At 36.8% G+C, this 19,551-nt stretch carries 16 protein-coding genes; 1 reads left to right on the top strand and 15 read right to left on the bottom strand.

Annotation, left to right across the window (positions count from 1 at the left end):
* Positions 1–13: 13 nt before the first annotated feature.
* The 13 genes from IGL24_RS06810 to cysK form a co-directional block, all read right to left on the bottom strand.
* Complete coding sequence (locus tag IGL24_RS06810; protein WP_206859303.1) at positions 14–838, bottom strand: type IV secretion system protein; 825 nt, start codon at positions 836–838, stop codon at positions 14–16.
* Between the two features lie 45 nt (positions 839–883).
* Positions 884–1,117 carry a hypothetical protein gene (locus IGL24_RS06805; protein WP_206859300.1) on the bottom strand — a complete coding sequence of 78 codons (234 nt, stop codon included), beginning with the start codon at positions 1,115–1,117 and terminating at the stop codon, positions 884–886.
* Positions 1,114–2,859, bottom strand: a complete 1,746-nt coding sequence (locus IGL24_RS06800; RefSeq protein ID WP_242542684.1) for a VirD4-like conjugal transfer protein, CD1115 family — start codon at positions 2,857–2,859, stop codon at positions 1,114–1,116. Before IGL24_RS06800 ends, IGL24_RS06805 begins: the two co-directional genes overlap by 4 nt.
* Positions 2,860–2,895: 36 nt before the next feature.
* Positions 2,896–4,356: an HTH domain-containing protein gene (locus IGL24_RS06795; protein ID WP_207700439.1), complete on the bottom strand. Its 1,461-nt coding sequence runs from the start codon at positions 4,354–4,356 to the stop codon at positions 2,896–2,898.
* 322 nt (positions 4,357–4,678) lie between these two features.
* Positions 4,679–6,031, bottom strand: a complete 1,353-nt coding sequence (locus IGL24_RS06790; protein ID WP_206859296.1) for a lytic polysaccharide monooxygenase — start codon at positions 6,029–6,031, stop codon at positions 4,679–4,681.
* A 217-nt stretch (positions 6,032–6,248) separates the two neighbouring features.
* Complete coding sequence (locus tag IGL24_RS06785) at positions 6,249–7,745, bottom strand: helix-turn-helix domain-containing protein (RefSeq protein ID WP_206859294.1); 1,497 nt, start codon at positions 7,743–7,745, stop codon at positions 6,249–6,251.
* A gap of 539 nt (positions 7,746–8,284) precedes the next feature.
* A complete protein-coding gene (locus tag IGL24_RS06780) occupies positions 8,285–8,860 on the bottom strand; it encodes a hypothetical protein (protein ID WP_429966301.1) in 576 nt (191 codons plus the stop codon).
* Positions 8,861–9,179: 319 nt separating this feature from the next.
* A complete protein-coding gene (gene nth / locus IGL24_RS06775; RefSeq protein WP_207116080.1) occupies positions 9,180–9,845 on the bottom strand; it encodes an endonuclease III in 666 nt (221 codons plus the stop codon).
* Position 9,846: 1 nt separating this feature from the next.
* Positions 9,847–10,551, bottom strand: coding sequence for a DnaD domain protein (locus IGL24_RS06770; protein WP_207700297.1), 705 nt, complete (start codon positions 10,549–10,551; stop codon positions 9,847–9,849).
* Positions 10,552–10,788: 237 nt separating this feature from the next.
* The gene (locus IGL24_RS06765; RefSeq protein ID WP_207700298.1) at positions 10,789–11,079 is read right to left on the bottom strand and encodes a DUF5960 family protein; all 291 of its coding nucleotides are present in this window, start codon (positions 11,077–11,079) and stop codon (positions 10,789–10,791) included.
* A 271-nt stretch (positions 11,080–11,350) separates the two neighbouring features.
* Positions 11,351–12,703: an NADH oxidase gene (locus tag IGL24_RS06760; protein ID WP_207700299.1), complete on the bottom strand. Its 1,353-nt coding sequence runs from the start codon at positions 12,701–12,703 to the stop codon at positions 11,351–11,353.
* A 363-nt stretch (positions 12,704–13,066) separates the two neighbouring features.
* Entirely contained in the window at positions 13,067–13,492 is a 426-nt protein-coding gene (locus IGL24_RS06755; protein ID WP_019724202.1) for a Fur family transcriptional regulator, read from the bottom strand.
* Between the two features lie 185 nt (positions 13,493–13,677).
* On the bottom strand, positions 13,678–14,604 hold the full coding sequence (gene cysK, locus IGL24_RS06750) for a cysteine synthase A (protein WP_206859274.1): 927 nt from the start codon (positions 14,602–14,604) through the stop codon (positions 13,678–13,680).
* Between the two features lie 325 nt (positions 14,605–14,929).
* On the opposite strand from cysK, the gene IGL24_RS06745 reads away from it, so the two are divergent.
* Complete coding sequence (locus IGL24_RS06745; protein ID WP_207115953.1) at positions 14,930–16,225, top strand: ISL3 family transposase; 1,296 nt, start codon at positions 14,930–14,932, stop codon at positions 16,223–16,225.
* Positions 16,226–16,401: 176 nt separating this feature from the next.
* Here the strand turns inward: IGL24_RS06745 and IGL24_RS06740 are convergent, their stop codons facing one another.
* Positions 16,402–17,271, bottom strand: a complete 870-nt coding sequence (locus tag IGL24_RS06740) for a glucosaminidase domain-containing protein (RefSeq protein WP_207116078.1) — start codon at positions 17,269–17,271, stop codon at positions 16,402–16,404.
* 258 nt (positions 17,272–17,529) lie between these two features.
* Positions 17,530–19,524, bottom strand: a complete 1,995-nt coding sequence (gene tkt / locus IGL24_RS06735) for a transketolase (RefSeq protein ID WP_207699593.1) — start codon at positions 19,522–19,524, stop codon at positions 17,530–17,532.
* Positions 19,525–19,551: the final 27 nt, after the last annotated feature.

Below are 19,551 nucleotides of genomic sequence, written 5' to 3'. Positions count from 1 at the left end.
AGCTTCCTCCTTTCTATGAGGCGGATACAATCATTTTTGCCCACCCTTTTGTTTTATTTATCGCAAACAACAAAGCGATCATATAGATCGTTAAACCAAAAATAAGCGACCACATCCCTCTTCTATGGGATTCGAGGAAATTTACAAAAATCAAGGGATAGATGGTCAATACTAATGCAATCATTACAGCATGTAATGAGGATGCGGCAAAATTTTTGAAGAACCCCTTAGCCATAGAAGAAAATTCTTGACTAGGTAGAGCTGCCATTGAAATAGGAGCAATCGCACTAAAGATATATAATTCAAAAAATCTTAGATAGACGATGACATTGATGAAAACTCCTACAACTAAAGAAACTAAAAATAGAACAACAAAAATCATCAATACGACCATTACTTCCCACCATGAAAGACTACTTACGACCGAATCGACTACATTGTAATAAGAATCTAAAAGATCGTTTTGGCTGTAGGCCATTATTTGCCCAGCTAACATTGATCCTAATGCAACAATGGCATCAAGAATAACTTGGATTCTTAAAATGACGATATAGCAAATAATAAATTTTACGAATGCTTTCATGATCATTTCAAATCCTAAAGTAGGTGCACCACCTGCATTTTCTACTTTTAAAGAAATTTTTTGAAATTCAAATAAGATAAATATTGCCAAAATGGAAAATGCGACTGGAGCAATAATCGTTTGTTGGATTTCTACTGCTACTTTATAGGCAGAGGCCATGTAATCTTGTAATCCACGACTTAAGGTCTCTGCAATATTGTCTCCATTTAAATACTCCATCATTCGAGTGAAAAGCATCATTATTGCTGCGCGCACGGATGAACCTTCTTTCTAAATATATTTTGATCTGTATCTTTTTGCCTATCTCAAAAGTGAAGCAACATCAAATGCGGTCACAAACCACACTGCAGCTACTAAGATCAATGCGCCACCAACGACTTGCCAAATCCCTTGTTGTAGTTGCGGGCCATTTTTATCTTTTAATGCTCCGGCTAGAATAACTGTTCCCCAAATAATCCATAATCCTCCGCCAACCATTGTAAATCTTGAAATCAGATTAAATACATCTTGTAGTAATTGTTGATTGTTGTTCATTTCAATCCATTCTCCTCTTCATTTTTCGGTGATTGATTTCGTTCATACCAATTCTTTGGAGTCACATCTCCAAGTTTTTTATAATTTTTATGTTTAGTTATATCGTATTTTTCTGATATAAATGGAACTATTCCACGAATCTTTAAAATCGCTTGTGTTCCACTTAGATTCGCCACTTCATCTACATCCAATAAATTCCGACCCATTTTTTGATAGTTCTCGCTGAAATTTCCATTACTACCTTTGGTGATACTGATATTCTTATGTTGGATCGTTTTCTTTCCTAGTAATTTGGAGATATACTCATGTGTGCTTAACTCCATTCCACCTAAATATAGAAACACGTCACTGGTCCCGATAATTGTCTCCCAAGTGTCTTTATATAAATTTTTGAGCTGACTGATATTTTGTAAGATTACATTTACCGATATCTCTCGACTTCGAATCACTGAAATCACTTTTTCAAAGTCTGGTATTTGGCCAATATTAGCAAATTCATCCAAAACACATCGTACGTGATGCGGAAGCCGGCCTTTATATACATTATCTGCTTTATAAACTAAACTATCGAATAATTGTTGATATAGCATGCTTGCTAAGAAATTGAAACTCGTATCTGTATCTGATAATAGAATATAGATAATTGTTTTCTTGTCACCAACAGTGTCTAGTGCTAATGTATCTTTACTTACGATTTTTTTGATATTCGGAATATCAAATGGCGATAATCTGACGCCTAAGCTGACTAAGATACTTTTTGCGGTGCGATCCCCTGCTAACTTAAAAATCTTGTATTGTGCGACTGCAAAGTTGGCAGGATCTTTTTCTTCAAGTTCATTGAAAATCACATCCAGAGGTGAGACGTAATCGGGAACATCTTCTGGACAGTTTGCTAAACGAACCATTTCAACGACATTCGTCAATGTTTGGTCCTCCTCGTCGACTTCTTGCAAAAGGTAACTAAACGTAGCCATTAATAAGGCTGTCTCAGCTTTCTCCCAAAAATCATCGCCACCCTTTTTTTCTGGATCTGAAGTGTTTTTGATCAAATTGTTGACGACCTTTAAAATATCATCTTCGGAACGGATATAAGTAAACGGGTTATAAAAGTCCGTATTTTCCCGTGTGATCAAGTCAAAAACCTTGATTTCATATCCGGCCTCTTTAAACATCGTTGCTGTTTCGCTTAGCAAGAGTCCTTTCGAATCACTGACGACATAGGAAGAATGCAGTTGCATCAAATTAGGTTTTACATAGAATCTTGTTTTACCTGATCCAGCTCCTCCCACTACGATGACATTCTTATTCCGATTAAAGTTATTGGATTTAGTAATCTTCATGCGTCCAGACATAGATAGCGATTCACTTTTTGTGAGAATGATATTGTTGTCTTTTTTTTTATCCATCAACGGCTTAATATCTTTTTTGTTGCCCCATCTGGCACTTCCATATTCATACTCTGTATGTTTCGGCATACCAGAGTGATACAAGATACCTAGAGCAATCCCCCCTACGATCGTGCCTGTCCCGAGAATACTTGCTAAATTATAGCTAAAATGAAATTCAAAACGACTGATCTCAAGTCCAAATTGGTCGATTGTACGAACAAGGACTTGTGCGATATCTTCGGTCTGTTGTCGGAAATTTCCGTAGAGTAGGATGGTCCGGTTTGCCGTATACGCAAATACAAGAAATAAAAATAGTAAAAGTAATTTATAAACCCATGTTTTTGAACTTTTCAACTTTCCCTCCTAAGCGACATAAAGCTATCTTTTTTATTATCTAAAATCCGTGACAAGCAAATCTGAAACGACGTCCATCGTTCGGTCGATATCTGCTTTTTCTGGTAGATAAAACATCTTTGTCTTATCACCAACTTGATACGGAAATGGCAGAATATTTGTCACTAAGATATCTGCCTCAAGTGGACTTTCGATTGTTTCCAGTTGTTCCTGGTACAAGATGCTTGCTCTTGTGTGTAAATATCTTTCAATTACTTCATTTAAAGCAAAATCTGCTAAAAAACCTCTTTTCAGTGCGACAACAACCGTACTTAACACTTCACATGCCTTATTCGTATATAAAAAAAGCAATAAGTCAGAAGTAAATGATGCGTCACATCTTTCTTGTAGAAAATTCTTCTGAATATTTTTGTTTCTTTTTATCGTTGTATTCATTTCTTTATATAGACGGCGATTGATGGAGTCAATCAGCATTGCCGATTCTTCATCGTTATATGAAAAATCTATTTCAAGATCCTGTTTGATTTTTTCTTGAAATAAAAAGCAGTTGACGATTGAATACAGTTGCTCGTTATCGACTTGGATTCGATTACCAAGAACACTCTTCAAATCTGAAACCAAATGTTTAACTGTTTCAGAAAAACCAAAATATTCAGCAAATCCTTTATTGTGCTTTTCTATTTCTGTGTAATGACATTCATGTAAGTGGATCATACAAGCAATAAAACAACATTCTTCGAAAATGACTTCTTTAGAATAAGTCTTGAAACAATCTAATTGAATAAATTCATTGAATAATTGATTTACTAAGGGATTGTTTCTAAACCAATGTAACAGTCGTGAATGCATCCATAATTTATCTTTTCCAAATCGTATAAAAGTTAAAGCAAGTATTTTTTTGGTAAGTGATTGGGAAACATCTGAACATAAAGTTTGAACAATTTTTGCTATTTCTTCCATTTCATTTTTATAGGGACAATAATCTTCAATTTCTAGATAAGCTGATTTAATATAAAGATCGATGAATAATTTTCTGATTTTAATTTCTTTTCCTATAAATTCAACTGGAGAAAGCTTTAGATTTAAACCATATTGATAACAGAATTTTTTTAGCTTTCGCATTTTCTGTGCCACCGTCTTCTCGCAATAGTTCAATTCCCAACTCCAATCAATCACAGGCTTTAATTCGCCTTTAAGAATACTTGTCGTTACTTTTACTAAATCTTCATTCATATAATATGACTTTTTTTTCTCAAATAACTTAAAATGATTCAATACATACATGCTGACTCCCTTATAGGAAGTCAAGATTTCAATTGTGTCGGAAAATTCATCTTGAATCGTTTTTAAATCATTGGTAATCGTTCTTCTAGTTACTTTAAGACTTTTTGCAAGGTACTGAACGGTCACATTTTTTCTTCTCTCTAAAGTATTCAGAATAAATACAACACGTTTTTTGTACTCATTAGATATTAATCGTTCAAGAATCTCTTCCACTTACCTTCCCCCTTTCACATAACAACTTCACTATAAACAATATATTTTTTCATTTCGAGGTATCTTATTTCCTGACATAGCGAAAAAAAATTCCGATGAATATCAAGACTTTTAAGAGTCTTTTTATAGTTTTTATCATTCTAGAGATAACACTAAAAAAGAGGCTATACAGATTGTATAGCCTCTTTAAGGCGTAATTAATAATGGTATATTGATATATTTATCTACTCAATATACGCTTCTTTAATTATCCATAAATCTTACAACATTTAATTTCAAGGAATATCCCTGAGCATGATAAAACCCAAAAAACTTTTAAAAGTTATTTAACTCTAAACAAAGTAATCGCGCTATCTGGTGCCCACGATGGATCTCCATAATTAAAGTGAGTAACTAATGTCGTATATAGTTTCCCATTATGAAAGATGATTTCATCTTTTGTGTATAGTACGGGGTTAGTTAAACTTCCCAACTCAAATTGTCGATATTCACCCGGCGGTGTGATTTCATTGGTTTTAGTTGAAATCACCAATCGATTACTTGCTTCTGAGCGAATCGAATCATTACTCACTGCTCTGATCGTATACGTATACTGAGTACCAGGATTCAATCCTGAATCTAGATACGTTGTTTTCGTAGTTTCGCCAACTAATTGACCATCTCTGTAAATTTCATATGTTTTTATACCGGCAGAATGACTAGATGGGTTCCACATCAATGAAATAGAGTCATCTGTTTCACCCATTGAATGTAAGTTTCCTGGTGTTGTTGGTACTTCCACTTCGTTATCTGCTAAAGTTGTCACATAAAGCGCATCACTCTTTTCAGAGCTTATCCCTGAAAATGAAACTGCTTCAATTTCATACTTATATTTTGTGTTTGCTGTTAATTTGTCATCTTGATAATTATTTGAAGAGGTTGTAGCTATCAGTTGTCCATCACGGTATACATTATATTTTTCAACTGTTGCTTGCGCATCCCAAGAAAGCGAGATAGAATTTTTTGTTGTATTCACCGCTCTGACATTTGTTGGTTTATTTGGAACTACTGGTATAGCACCGTTATTTTTGATATTCGCATCGATCACATTATAAAAAGCATTTGCGGTATCGCCAATATCCCAAATAGCTAAAATAACGTGATAGCCCATCCGATCTTCTGGAATATTGACCGTATGTGTCGCACTGATATTCGCAGAAGATTGTCCGCCACCATCGATTTCAGACAATAGCTCTAGATCCTGACGTGCTAACGGTTTGTTTTGATCCCAGCCATTTTTTGTCATGTAGTAATGATATTTAGCAGTGCTATGATTTGCAGTGAAATGCCAAGTAAAATTATTTGGACCGGTATTGATATCTTGCTTTGTCCATAACGTGGATGTTTGTTGATCTAACTGGAAACCCAATGCACCATTCGCAGAGGCAATTCGTCCGTCTGCAGGACCTGCTGCCGGGAAGCCTTTCAACGCTTCTAATGATTGTGGTTCATTGATGACTGCCCCATACTTCTGGAAAGCGGCTGTCCAGTTTGTGCGAGCATCTAATGCACCTTGGTATCCTCGACTAATTGGCTCTCTCACATAACCATGTGCAGAAACATCCTTTGTTGCGCCAAAAAGTATTCCGCCTAGACTTAAAACAACTACAACACTACCCAATATTCTTTTTTTCATACAATACCTTCCTTCCAATATTTTTTTGTTACACTATTTTTATAACACAATTAATTAATTACAAATAGAGCGCTAGATTTTGTTCAAATAATCACAATTTAACGAAAAAAATTATTTTTTTATTCATATATAAGTATTTTATATTGTGAAATATATAACTATTATTCATTTGATGTTCAATTAAACCAAGAGACGATAAAACAATCATAGGAGTTGTTCAAAATTTATACGTATTTACGATGATTTTATTAAAATAAGATCCCAATCTTGTCCACGACTCTTTGTCTAGTATATGTTTAAAATAAAATAATTCTTTGTCTTCATATCCATGTGTATCAGAAATAACAATATCAGCGTGATGATAAGACTCAACAATTTTTATCCTTTTACTATTGTAATAGTGGGTAATGATGTTTTCGACTATATTTTTAGATTCAGGAAGGTTGAAAAATTCTACATACACTTTATGTTCGGATTTAAGACTGTTAGAGGCTAAGCTTCCTAGGACGACTTGTACGAAACTATTTTTAATATGATTAAAAGAATGTTGATTTTGGTAAGATTTCAAACTTTTATCGATGCAACGCTCAATGTAGGTTCCATAATTATTTTTGGGTAGCGCATCATGATATATAGGCATAAATTTATATAATTCCAGGTGATGGATGGTAACTAATTTATTGGTTAAATAATAAAGCAATCGATAAAAAATAGTTTCTGGTATATGAAAGTACTCAATCATACACATGAGTAGTTTTTTGCAACTGCTAACAATCGAATTCTTCTTTAGCTCTGCCAACTTTCTTCCAAGTTTTTCTTTTTCTTCTTTCGTATGCAAATCTTGTGCAAAATAGTTGGATAGAAATGCAAAGTGAATACATTCATTTCGTGAGTTCGCTGCATCCATCACTTTTTTGACAGTTAGCTGATCTAAACAAGCATCTATCTCCTCATTATAGATTGTTACCCCTAATTCCACGAGTTCTAGAGGTAGATCATCGATTTGGTAACCATTTTTCAATGATATAAGACCAACTGCTAATAGATAGTTGATACGCTTTTTCCCTAATGGAGATAGGTTTTCGTAATGGTCAAAGTTGATTGACAATCGTAAATCGTTTACTTCTTCTTGCGTGATCGTTTTGAATAACCAATAGTTACCTTTTGAAATGACAGCAATACCTAAATAATGCAACATGCGTATAGTAGATTCACTACCTGTCAACTCAATCAACGTTTCGTTGATTTTCGTCAACCTTAAATCGATTTTTAATAATCGGAACAATTCTTTCAACTTTCCTAAAAGTTTATATACATGAGACTCACTATAGATTAAATATTTTGCGATATCTGAAACACTGAATTTTCTTTTTTCCAATACATATAATAATGTTTGATATAGGTTGGACTCTGCAAAATATCTTTCTTGGAAAATATTGATCAGTTCTAGATATTCCGTATCTGTTAGTTGAGGAATACATAACAATTTATCTTTATCTAAAATCAAGGATGTCTGATATTTCTTAGAAAAACCACTTTCTTCATATTCATTCATCAAATTTTGAATGATTTTTCTTACTTGTCTTTTTGTTAGATCCATTTCATCTTCCAGTTTTTTTATTGAGACTGCTCCATCTTTTATTTCTTTCAACACTTTCATTTGTTGAAATTGTGTTTTTGTAATGAATAATAATGTTAATTTGTCTGGCAGCATATTTATTCTCTCCTCGATCTATAGTTGAAATTTAATGTTCAATTATTAATAACATCACCTCAATCCTTGTTTTTATTTCTGAATAGTAAAAATATTCTTACTATTCAAAAGACAATATATAGTTGCTTATTTATAGTAATTATTTAAAATAAACATAGTTTATTTCTTTATGTTTGCCATTGATAACCTAAAATAACTATTATAAAAAAACAAATACAATTTAATAGTAAGTTATTTTGAGAAAAAATTCCAATAATTATATATACAACTTCATTTTTCTTCGAATTAATTTAAAAGAACTTTATGGCCTGATTCCAAATAAAAAACATAACAAAAACTGGGTGATCAAATTTAGTTTTTGAACACCCAGTTTTCTTACATATAGTTTAAATTTGTTTAAACCAATGCGCATATTCAATTTGCTTTTACATCAGTTAGACTATCCTGCACTATGTAACAATCTTAAATGGTGGAAGTGTTAAAAGATCAAGCAGGATAGTCGATCATTGAGATGTTATCTCAATACCTACATCTGTCGTTTAGCCGAATGGAACACTTGAGTGGTGTAACTGGATTTTCAAGTCGCCGTCTTCATCCATGATATAGCCAAAAGTATACTCCACTTTCACTTCCTCATTAGTTTCTCCTGAAGTAAAGTAATATACACCTGATGAAATCGCTGTGTTGCCATTAAGGATCGTGTCGTGATTATCAAAACGGATGTCTGTCCAAGGCTCTAAGGCAAACCCACCGTCTTCTTCGATATCCCCACCGACAAAGTAAGATAATGCGTCATCTTTTGTTCCTCGGAATGGCACTTCTGCTGCTTTAGTTGGTTTGAATAATACTTGACCATCATCATACGCATACAGGTTCTCAAGCGTCTCAAGCGCTTTTACTTCAGCTTCCTCATGACTTTCTAAGCTTGCTGCCCCAATCGCAATGATGTTTTCTGCCCATTCTTGTTGTGCCTCTTCGACATCCGAAAGGGTAATGACCGGTGTTTCCTCTTGTACTTCATTTGTGGTACTTGTCGTATCTTCTCCTTGAGCAGCTGTTGCGCATCCTGCCATTGTTAAAACTAAAGTTGATAAAAGTAATGTTTTTTTAATCATATAATTCCTCCTCTATAATTAAACTCTAACAGAAACCTTTGTTTTTTAAAATATTAAATATAACAAAATTTAAATAAAATAAATAAATACTAAAAGTTATCTAATCACCGTTTAACAAGAAAAAAAGTTTAATAAATGACAATATAAAAAAATATAAAATAATTTATAAAATTTGTTTAAGAAAAATCACTTGTCATATAATTTATACGAGCGAAGAAAAATGGATGATTCATTTAAGGATACATGCAACTGTTATCTGTCCATACAAAAAAACGTCGAAGTCCTCCCGACTTTCGACGTTCTTGGTTCATTTCAATGTTCATTTCAATTTTTTGTTCGCCGGATCTTTCATCCGCATTTTCCCATCTTGGCACATATCCAATAGTGGGCAGACCTCACAACGTGGGCTTCTAGCTGTACAATGATAACGACCAAAGAATATCAATGTATGATGCGTTTTGACCCATAATTCTTCCGGCACCTTTTTCATCAATGTTTGTTCAACTTCTTGTACTGATGCATCTAATTTGCAGATCCTAAGACGTTTCGTCACTCTTTCTACGTGAGTATCGACAGCTATTGCTGGCACACCGAATGCATCTCCTAGTACGACGTTCGCCGTTTTTCTGCCTACACCGGGTAATGAAACAAGTTCCTCTCTTGTTTGAGGGACTTCGCCACCGAAATGGTCAATCAACTGTTGGGCGCAAGCTTTGATATTTTTTGCCTTGTTCCGATACAACCCGATCGTTTTGATTTTAGGAATGATCTCTTCCAGTGGGGCTTCAGCTAACGCCTCTGGTGTCGGAAAAGCTTCAAATAAAGCAGGTGTCGCCTTATTGACGGAAACGTCTGTCGCTTGTGCGCTTAAAATGACGGCAATCAATAATTCGTATGGATTTTTATGCTGTAATTCTCCATGAGCTTCTGGAAACATCTCGTACATTTTTTCAAAAGCTTCCATTGTCCGTTGTTTACCTAACATATTACTCCCATTCTTCCAGCCAATTCTTCAGTGACACTTTAGGCAGCTCTGCTTGTTGGGCTGGCTGATCGATTTCTTTTTGAAGCAGTTGCTGCTTTCTGCGCTTTTGATCTTCTTCTACTTGTTGTTTTGTTTTTAGGTTTTTCCGTTCCCATGACAAGAGAATACGGTCGATATAGTTAAAGCTATACGCTTGGTTCAAGACAGCCTCACGCAAAGCTAATTTCAAGATTTCAGGATGATAATGATCGTCTTCTAACCATTGACCGATCCGTTGGAACTCAATCGAGGATAACGGGCGTCCAAATTCTTGCTCAAAGAGTTGATAAACTGATCGTGTCGCTTTTTCTTGAACTTCTTCTTCTTGCTTTTGTGTATCTTTTTCTAATAATCTTTCCAAATGTGCATAAGTAGGTGTCAAATCATAGCGATCTGCTTTCCGTCCATCAATCAGGGTTGTTTCGATTGAAATAAAATGACCACTAACTAGACGGTTCAAGATTTGAAAAACCTTGTCTTGCTTAACACCCATGTCTTGGGCAATAGCCATCAGATCTGGAAAGGAATCACCCTCTGATTGTGCCATATGCAATTGCAAAATAAACAAAAATTCATCCGCTTCTAAGCCGATGCGATGATAATTTTTCAGCAAAAGATTGGAAACGATCGTTTGACCCGCTTTTAAATAGTTTTCTAAATTCAACATTATTATCCCTCGCTTTAAATTTAGTATACGTAAAAATAAGAGTTGAAGCAAGAAAGGATTGGTTGAATTTTTTAAAATAGTTTTGGTTTGTTTTCGTTCTGCTATTCACTTTTCGGAATATATTTATATCAGGAGAATAGCTGCTTGTACGTTTGCACTTCTCCCACCTATCAAGGAAAGCGCGCACGCATTACAAGCAGCTCTGACAGCTTATTCACGATACTTTCGTCGACTATATTATTCCGTCTCGTCATCCGTCCGTAATTCGTACGGTTGTCCTTCGTACGTATATTCTGTATTCAATGTGCCATCATTTTCATTGGTATAGATTCGTCGACTAAATGGAAATTGATGTTCTTCCCCCGTCTTCGTATCCTCACCAGATAAGACGAATTCCTCAGCTTGTGTTTCATTTAACTGATTGATCACTTTATCCGCTAAAGCATCAATATCGACCGTTTCAGATCCTGTTACTTTTTTATAATCTTCGATAAAGTTGTCTTGTTGTACGAAATACTCTTTTTCCATAATGATCCTCCTCTATTCCAACTTTCTTTATTCCTTAGTCAGAAATTAATTACATCTATTATTTTGACAAAAATATCAGTGAAAAACAACTAATTGCAACTGGTGAAATTTGATACAATCCGCTACCCTCTCGTGATAATCAAAACAAAAGACTTTGAATTTGAACAAATAGATGTAGAAAAATCACAAAAAAAGATCATCCAGAAACACTACTGTTTCCAGATGATCCATTTTATCCAATCAGCTATGTGTCTTATAACACCCAGTCAAATTATTGCGCTGTTTCGATTTCTCCTAGCGCTGCTTGAGCAAGAAGGTTCAAATAGTTCCAAGGACGGTCAAAATGAGGTTGGAAGAAGAAGTCAGAAAGAGCTAAATCTTCGACAGTCATTTTATTTTGAACAGCTAATGACATTGTATTCGCAGATTGAGTGATGTCGTATTTAGACATGAATTGTGCGCCTACGATACGATTTGTTCCTTTTTCATAAACAAGTTCCATCATAACTTTTTCATTAGTTGGCATGAATTCTGGACGATAGTTGTCTTCGAATAATGTTGCTTGGACATCCAAGTTATTCATTGGCGCACTTTCTTTTGTAACACCAGTTGACCCGATCGTCCAACCGAACAAGTACAAACCAGAAGTCCCTTGTGTACCACGATAAGCCATTTTTTGTTCTGTCAAGTTGTTCCCTACTAATAAACCTTGACGGACAGCGTTTGTCGCTAAAGGAATATAGTTTTGAGTACCACTTGGGTTATAGTTGACAACTGCTGAATCTCCAGCTGCAAAAATATCTGGATCACTTGTTTGCATGTACTCATTTACTTTGATTGCGCCGTTTGGTAATGTTTCTACTTTACCTTCGATCAATTTTGTATTTGGTCTGAAACCAACACATAAGATGACCATATCCGCATCAAATGTTTGACTAGCGGTAGTTACTTGTTTCACTTTACCGTTTTCGTCTGGAATGAATTCAGAAACGTTTTCACCTAAAGCTAAATTCACACCACGGTCAACTAATTCTTTTTCTAATACGTCTGTAAATGGTTTATCTAAATATTTATTCAAAATACGATCCAAACCATCGATCAACGTTACTTGTTTGCCAGATTCAACAAACGCTTCAACTAATTCGATTCCGATGTATCCACCACCAACGATGACTACTTTTTTCGCATCTTCTGCTTTTGCAATGATTTCGTTTGCTTGGTTATAGTTTTTACATAAAAGAATGTTTTCAGATTCAATCCCTTTGATTGGTGGGATGATTGGCCATGAACCAGTTGTCATCACTAATTTGTCGTAAGAAACTGTTTCAGTTTCGCCAGTTTTTAAGTCTTTCGCTGTCACTTGTTTGTTTTCCGTATCAACATCAGTCACATCATGCTCCATTTTCACTTTCGCGCCTAGAGAAGCTAATTCTTCAGGGTTTGAATAAAATAGGCCTGCTGGGTCTTTTACGACGCCTCCGACATACAATGCGATCCCACAAGATAAAAATGAGACATTGTCATTACGCTCATAAACAGTTACATCTGCTTCTGGGTTGTTTTTTAAGATACTTTTTACTGCCGCTGTTCCTGCATGGGTACAGCCGATTACTACTACTTTCATGTGTGTCCCTCCGATAAACGTTTTGTCCTTTGACATTTTTAACTATAGCAAAATTAAAACGGCTTCAACAGTTTTATGCTTGTGAATTCACAAGAAGAAGCTTGTCGTTTCTTGCGCATTTGTGTTTCAAAAAGCTGATAAATAAACGTTCTTTTTGTGATTTTAGTAACGAATAACCAATCGCTTGTGAAGGAATAAGAAATCGTAAAAAAATAGAATAAAATTTTTGGGATTTTTCTTAATTATAAGACACTTTTTCTAAAACGCATTCGTTATCGAAGTATTTCTTTAGATAGGAAAGAAAAAGACAAAAGCATCGACAAAGTCACTCGACCTTAGCGATGCTTCTATTGACTATCCAATTTATTTTTTACAATTCGGGCATAATCCATATAATTCTAATCGATGATCATGGATCTCAAAATCAGTCAAGCGTCCCGCGGCCATTTCAATATCTTCTAAACCAGGATAATGAAAATCAACAATCGTCTCGCAATTTTGACAAATCACATGATAATGTCTTTGCGAACTAAAATCAAATCGGCTTGAAGCATCACCATACTTCATTTCCTGAACAAAGCCGATCGATGTAAATAACCGTAGATTATTGTAAACCGTAGCAACACTCATATTAGGAAATCGATGTTCTAGCGCTTTGTAGATTTCATCTGCAGTCGGATGTGAGCGATGTTCGATCAGATACTCTAAAACTGCATATCTTTGCGGCGTAATGCGAATATTTTCTTTTTTTAATTGCTCGATTGCCGCTTCTACTTTTTTATTTTCCATATAAACAAAACCCCACCTTATTGTTCTTGTATTATCATACTATTTTTATTTTTTTAAATCTACATATTATGGAGAGAAAAAGGAAAGAATTTTATAATTTAACCAATTTTAGACAAAAAAAGTGTAAAATAACGGATGTTACACCATTATTTTACACTTTTTATTCATATTTTTCGATTATTCTTTTACATTTCTTGATATAGAGGAGTAGACAAATAACGTTCTCCGTTGTCTGGAATAACAGCTAAAACTTTTTTCCCAGCGCCCAACTCTTTGGCTACATTCAAGGCTGCTTCCACTGCGGCTCCACCTGAAACGCCGACTAAGATCCCTTCTTCTTGACCCATTCGGCGAGCAGTGATCATTGCTTGCTCACTTGATACTGATACGACTTGATCGTATACATTCGTATCTAACGTATCCGGTACAAAGCCAGTACCAATACCTTGGATTTTATGTGGCCCAGGTTCTTTTCCTTCTAAGACAGCAGATTCTGCTGGTTCAACCCCCACGATTTTAAGTGATGGATTGATTCGTTTCAATTCGTGCCCTGCTCCAGTGATCGTACCGCCAGTACCGATACCTGCGACAAATGCATCTAAACCGTTTACACCAAATGCTTCTTGGATTTCTGGACCTGTCGTTTTTTCATGAACCATTGGATTCGCCGGGTTTTCAAATTGCAGAGGTAAGAAATAGCCGTTTTCTTCTGCTAAACGTTTGGCTTCTTTGATTGAACCACTGATTCCTTCAGTTCCTGGAGTCAAAACAAGCTCAGCGCCATAGCCTTTCATCAATAAACGGCGTTCAATACTCATCGTTTCAGGCATCACAAGCTTCACATGATATCCCTTGGCTACACCAACCATTGCTAATCCGATACCAGTATTACCTGAAGTCGGTTCAATGATCGTATCGCCTGGTTTTAATAAACCGTCATGTTCTGCTTTTTCAATCATATTCAATGCAATCCGGTCTTTCACACTACCACCTGGATTGAAAAATTCTAATTTAACAAAAACATCCGCAGCTCCTTCTGGAACCATATTGTTTAATCGAACGATAGGTGTTTTACCGATCAATTCTGTGATCGACTGATAAATCTGTGTCATGTTTTTTCCCCCTTCATTTGCTTCTCTATTCATCATAATACAAAAGTCTTGTGTCTGCGAGTGTTTATTCCTAAATCATGCAAAAAAAAGGTCAAAAATGAATAACGAAAATTATTTTTTTTGATCTATCAACTGACTAAATGATACAAGACAAACGCGACGAAATAAAAGAAACCCCGCGAAAATACGGCTCTATAATAAAGTGGACTGATGAATCAATTCTGATTCGTCAGTCCACTTTTTCTTTTTGGGTATTAAAAAACATATCGTTCTCTAGTATGATTAAATCACCACAAAATAAACAACTGAGAGGACGATATGCTCTATGGAAAATTCTATCAAAAAAATGCTCCGATTAACAGATAAATATTTAACCATCCAAGATGTTTCTTACGAAACGTTCCATCAAACCAATACTTTAGTTATTGACGCAGTGTTAGCTCCTCCTACTTCTGCTTGTTTGACTTGTGGCTCTGCCGTGAGAGATTCGAAGGGGAAAACGGTCATTGTCAAAAATGGCAAGAAAATGACCTGCATTCGTTTCGATCAATTCAACCATTTACCGCTAATCATGCGGCTGAAGAAACAACGTTATCACTGTAGAAACTGCCATACCCATTGGACAGCCCAAAGCTATTTTGTTCGGCCAAATCATTCGATTGCCGAGCATGTAAAAATGAAAATCATTGCTTTACTCACCGAAAAGGTCTCCTTATCTTTTATCGCAAAGCATTGCCAGGTGTCTATTCCAACGGTGACGCGTATTTTGAAGTCGTTAAAAACCTATTTACCAAAACAAGCCAAGCGCCACCTGCCCAAAGTATTGATGGTCGATGAATTTCGTTCCCATGTATCCTCAGAAGATAAGATGAGTTTTATTTGTGCCGATGGGGAAACCGGGCAATTAGTTGATATCTTACCCACTCGAAAATTGTCTCGGTTGACCACTTATTTCCAGACATGTGTGAATCCATCTGACGTCGACTATTTAGTTACTGATATGAATGCGGCGTATTTTCAACTAACAAAAAAAGTATTTCCTCATGCCAAACTGGTCATTGATCGTTTTCATGTGGTCAAACACATGAATCAAGCGTTCCAAGATTTTCGTGTCCGTGAAATGAAACGCCTGATTGCTTCGGGCAATCGGACAATGCCAAGGAAATTAAAAAGCCATTGGCGCTTACTCACCAAAAATCGGAAGAATATCAACCACACAGAATATAAAACTTGGCGTAGCTTTCGTGCCCCAAAGTATCCTTACCTGACAGAAGCCATGGTGCTTGACCGTTTATTAAGTGCTTCAACTGCCTTGAAAGTCGCCTATCAAGCGTTCCATGAACTAGCGGATGCCTTTCGTGACAAAGACCACGAGTCATTTTTCACTCTCTTGCATCAGTTACCAGAAACATTAGATAAAGAATTTCGGCTAAAACTACAAAATCTTCTGAGCTATGAAGAAGGGATTCGTCATTCTTTGATTTATCCTTACTCTAATGGGAAAATTGAAGCAAAAAACACCCACATCAAAACACTCAAACGAGTGTCTTATGGCTTTAAATCATTTGAGAACATGCGCATCCGAATCTTTTTGACGAATCAAGTCATTCACGTCAAATAACGAAGAAAATCCGGAGAAGAAGTGTTCACTTCTTCTTCCGGATTTCACTTGATTGCACTCATCAGTCCTTATTGACAAAGAGCCGAAAATACGAGAAGCGATTTTCGCGGGGTTTACTTTATTATTAAGAGAGCCAGAATCGTTCCTACCCTCTTGTTTTATACTCGGTCTAATGCTTAGACGTTGATTTCTTGACCAACTAATAATGAATAATTAGACATCGTCATGCCATTCTTCGCCATAAGGTCATCGACGGACATGCCGAATTTTTGGGCAATATCCCAAAGTGTATCACCAGAAACAACTGTATAAGTCTGGCTACTGCTTGTCGTCGTTGTCGTTGAGGTTGTTGTACTTGTCGTTGTGGTGCTTGTCGTACTAGTTGTTGTTGATCCAGTCGATGGTGTATCAAAACGAGTCAGATCATACGTGCTGATCAATTCATTTAGTTTACTGCCATAATTTGGGTCTGTTGCATATCTCCCAGTTAAGTACGCTGTGGCATCGTAATAGCTTGTTGTATTACTTTTCCATACACCTGAGTAATGGTAATCTCCTGTAGAAAAACTTGTTGAACGTAAAACATTTGCATGGTCTTGGAAAGATTCCCAATAAGATGAATAGCGACGGAACGGTTCATTCATCGTCACCCATTGACCATTCAAAAATTCTTTCGTATTCATATACACCACAGATTGACCTGCACTACCTTTTACTCCAAAGAGATTATAATATGGAGCACTTGATAATCCAGACGTTCCATAAGCACTTTCTAGTAATGCTTGTGCAATCATGACCGATGCGTATAAGTCATTACTTGCTGCAACTTCAGACGCCGCCCAGCCAATTTGATTGATAAAGGCTTGTGGATCGGCAGAAGATGCTACCTCTAGTTCATCTGCTCGTACTGTTTGTGGTGTTGCTGTGACCAACATTGGCCCAACTAATAGGCTTGTACCCACTAAGGGTGCAATGGCTTTTTTATTAATGATCATTTTCCTTTTTGGCCTATGATGTCGGGCACTACGGGTTCTCAGCTCTTGCATTCAAATTCCTCCTCAAATGAAACGGTGAATAAAACTTCCTCTTAAACGAAACTTAATCATTTAAATTATACGTTTTATTTTATTGAAACTCAAATAAATCTTATATAATTCCGTTTTTGTAATACCTACGTAACAAAAAAGTAATATAAAAGCAATATAAATACATCTCTTCTCATTCGGTTTAGTCGAAAAAAATAGAAAATTGGAGGCTTGGAAAAAATCTCCAAGCACTCCAATCGAACTGCTTTTATTATTTGATTAAAATTGATTGTAGACATTAACAACATTATCCACGGTATAACCAAATTCTTCAAGTATTTTGTTTCCAGGTGCAGAAGCGCCGAAGTGATCGAATGTGATCGTCTTCCCTTCTGTACCTACGTAACGTTCCCAGCCGAATGAAGCTGCTGCTTCAATGGCCACACGTTTTGTCACTGCTTTTGGCAAGACACTTTCTTTGTATTCAGCTGATTGTTTTTCAAACAAATCAAAACTTGGCATTGAAACGACAGAAACGTCTTTGCCTTGTTCTGCTAATACTTTTTGTGCATCGACAGCTAAAGCTACTTCTGAACCAGTTGCGATCAAGATCCCTTCTGGTTGGTCTCCTTTTGCTGGAGACAAGACGTAAGCGCCTTTTTTGACCATGTCATCTGCCACTTCTTTTGTTGATGGCAAAACAGGTAAGTTTTGACGACTTAGTACTAAGATCGTCGGTGTATCTGTTGATTCCATAGCTACTTTCCACGCGGCACGTGTTTCGTTCCCGTCTGCTGGACGTAGGACATGAACTCCTGGCATACTTCGAACAGAAGCCAATTGCTCCACTGGCTCATGCGTTGGCCCGTCTTCACCGACCGCTACCGAGTCATGGGTCAACACATAGATGACTGGTGTATTTTGGATCGCTGCTAAACGGACAGCTGGTCGCAAGTAATCGACAAAGACAAAGAATGTCCCGCCATAGATGCGTGTACCGCCATGTAATTGGATCCCATTCATCGCAGATGCCATTGCGAACTCACGAACACCAAACCAAATGTTGCGGCCTTCATAGTGTTCAGGTGTGAAGTCTTTGTCCGCTGTGACCATCGTATTGTTTGAGCCGGATAAGTCGGCTGAACCACCCCAGAAACTTGGGATCGCTTTTGATAATTCTTGGATGACTTCTTTACTAGACACACGACTTGCTTGGCTTTCGCCTTCTTCGTATGTTGGCAGTTCTGCATCCCAATTTTCAGGTAATTTGCCTGCAAACGCATCTTCAAATTGTTGCGCTAATTCTGGATAAGCTTCTTTGTACGCAGCGAACATGTCATGCCAAGCATTTTCAGCTTTTTCGCCTTCTTCGACCATCGTTTGACGGAAACGTTCCGCTACTTCTTCTGGTACGGCAAAGTCTGGATATTCCCAGCCATAGATTTCTTTGGCTTTTTGAATCCCTTCTATACCGATCGGCGCACCGTGGACCGCAGAAGTTCCTTGGTTAGGTGCGCCAAAACCGATCACTGTTTTCACTTCGATCAATGTCGGTTTGTCCGTTTCCGCTTTTGCTTCTTCGATCGCTTTTGAGATTGCTTCTAGATCTGTCCCGTCTTTGACTAAAAGATGTTGCCAGCCATAAGCTTCATAACGTGCGCCAACATTTTCAGTGAAGGCTTTTGAGGTTGGTCCGTCTAAAGAAATATCATTTGAATCGTATAACACGATCAATTTGCCAAGTTTCATATGGCCAGCCATTGAACTTGCTTCTTGAGAAACGCCTTCCATCAAGTCGCCATCGCCACATAACGCATACGTGTAATGATCCACGACATCAAAATTTTCTTTGTTGTACGTCGCTGCCAAATGTGCCTCTGCCATCGCCATACCGACTGCCATTGCGATTCCTTGACCGAGTGGGCCAGTTGTCGCTTCCACACCATCTGTATGGTTGACTTCAGGGTGTCCTGGTGTTTTTGATTCCCATTGACGGAATTGTTTCAAGTCATCGATCGTCACTTGGTACCCTGCTAAGTGTAACAAGCTGTAGAGCATCGCTGAACCGTGTCCCGCAGACAAGACAAAGCGGTCGCGATCGACCCAATTTTTAGATGTTTTAGGATTTACTTTCAAATGTTTCGTCCACAGCGCATAAGCCATTGGTGCGGCACCCATTGGCAACCCCGGATGTCCTGAATTTGCTTTTTGTACTGCGTCGATACTCAATGTACGGATCGTATTCACACCAAGCTGATCAATTTTATCAAACAATGTAACCCCTCCTGTAATTTAGGTTTT

The organism is Enterococcus sp. DIV2371 (assembly GCF_050498525.1).
Lineage (GTDB): Bacteria > Bacillota > Bacilli > Lactobacillales > Enterococcaceae > Enterococcus_B > Enterococcus_B mangumiae.
Note: the sequence above shows the minus strand (reverse complement) of the source record. Positions and strands in the feature narration are given on the sequence as shown.

Coding starts and splice junctions, on each gene's coding strand:
- IGL24_RS06780 (WP_429966301.1), bottom strand. CDS start 8,860: ATGATTAAAAAAACATTACTTTTATCAACTTTAGTTTTAACAATGGCA.
- IGL24_RS06765 (WP_207700298.1), bottom strand. CDS start 11,079: ATGGAAAAAGAGTATTTCGTACAACAAGACAACTTTATCGAAGATTAT.
- IGL24_RS06785 (WP_206859294.1), bottom strand. CDS start 7,745: ATGCTGCCAGACAAATTAACATTATTATTCATTACAAAAACACAATTT.
- IGL24_RS06790 (WP_206859296.1), bottom strand. CDS start 6,031: ATGAAAAAAAGAATATTGGGTAGTGTTGTAGTTGTTTTAAGTCTAGGC.
- IGL24_RS06770 (WP_207700297.1), bottom strand. CDS start 10,551: ATGTTGAATTTAGAAAACTATTTAAAAGCGGGTCAAACGATCGTTTCC.
- IGL24_RS06805 (WP_206859300.1), bottom strand. CDS start 1,117: ATGAACAACAATCAACAATTACTACAAGATGTATTTAATCTGATTTCA.
- IGL24_RS06740 (WP_207116078.1), bottom strand. CDS start 17,271: ATGCAAGAGCTGAGAACCCGTAGTGCCCGACATCATAGGCCAAAAAGG.
- nth (WP_207116080.1), bottom strand. CDS start 9,845: ATGTTAGGTAAACAACGGACAATGGAAGCTTTTGAAAAAATGTACGAG.
- cysK (WP_206859274.1), bottom strand. CDS start 14,604: ATGACACAGATTTATCAGTCGATCACAGAATTGATCGGTAAAACACCT.
- IGL24_RS06745 (WP_207115953.1), top strand. CDS start 14,930: ATGGAAAATTCTATCAAAAAAATGCTCCGATTAACAGATAAATATTTA.
- IGL24_RS06755 (WP_019724202.1), bottom strand. CDS start 13,492: ATGGAAAATAAAAAAGTAGAAGCGGCAATCGAGCAATTAAAAAAAGAA.
- IGL24_RS06760 (WP_207700299.1), bottom strand. CDS start 12,703: ATGAAAGTAGTAGTAATCGGCTGTACCCATGCAGGAACAGCGGCAGTA.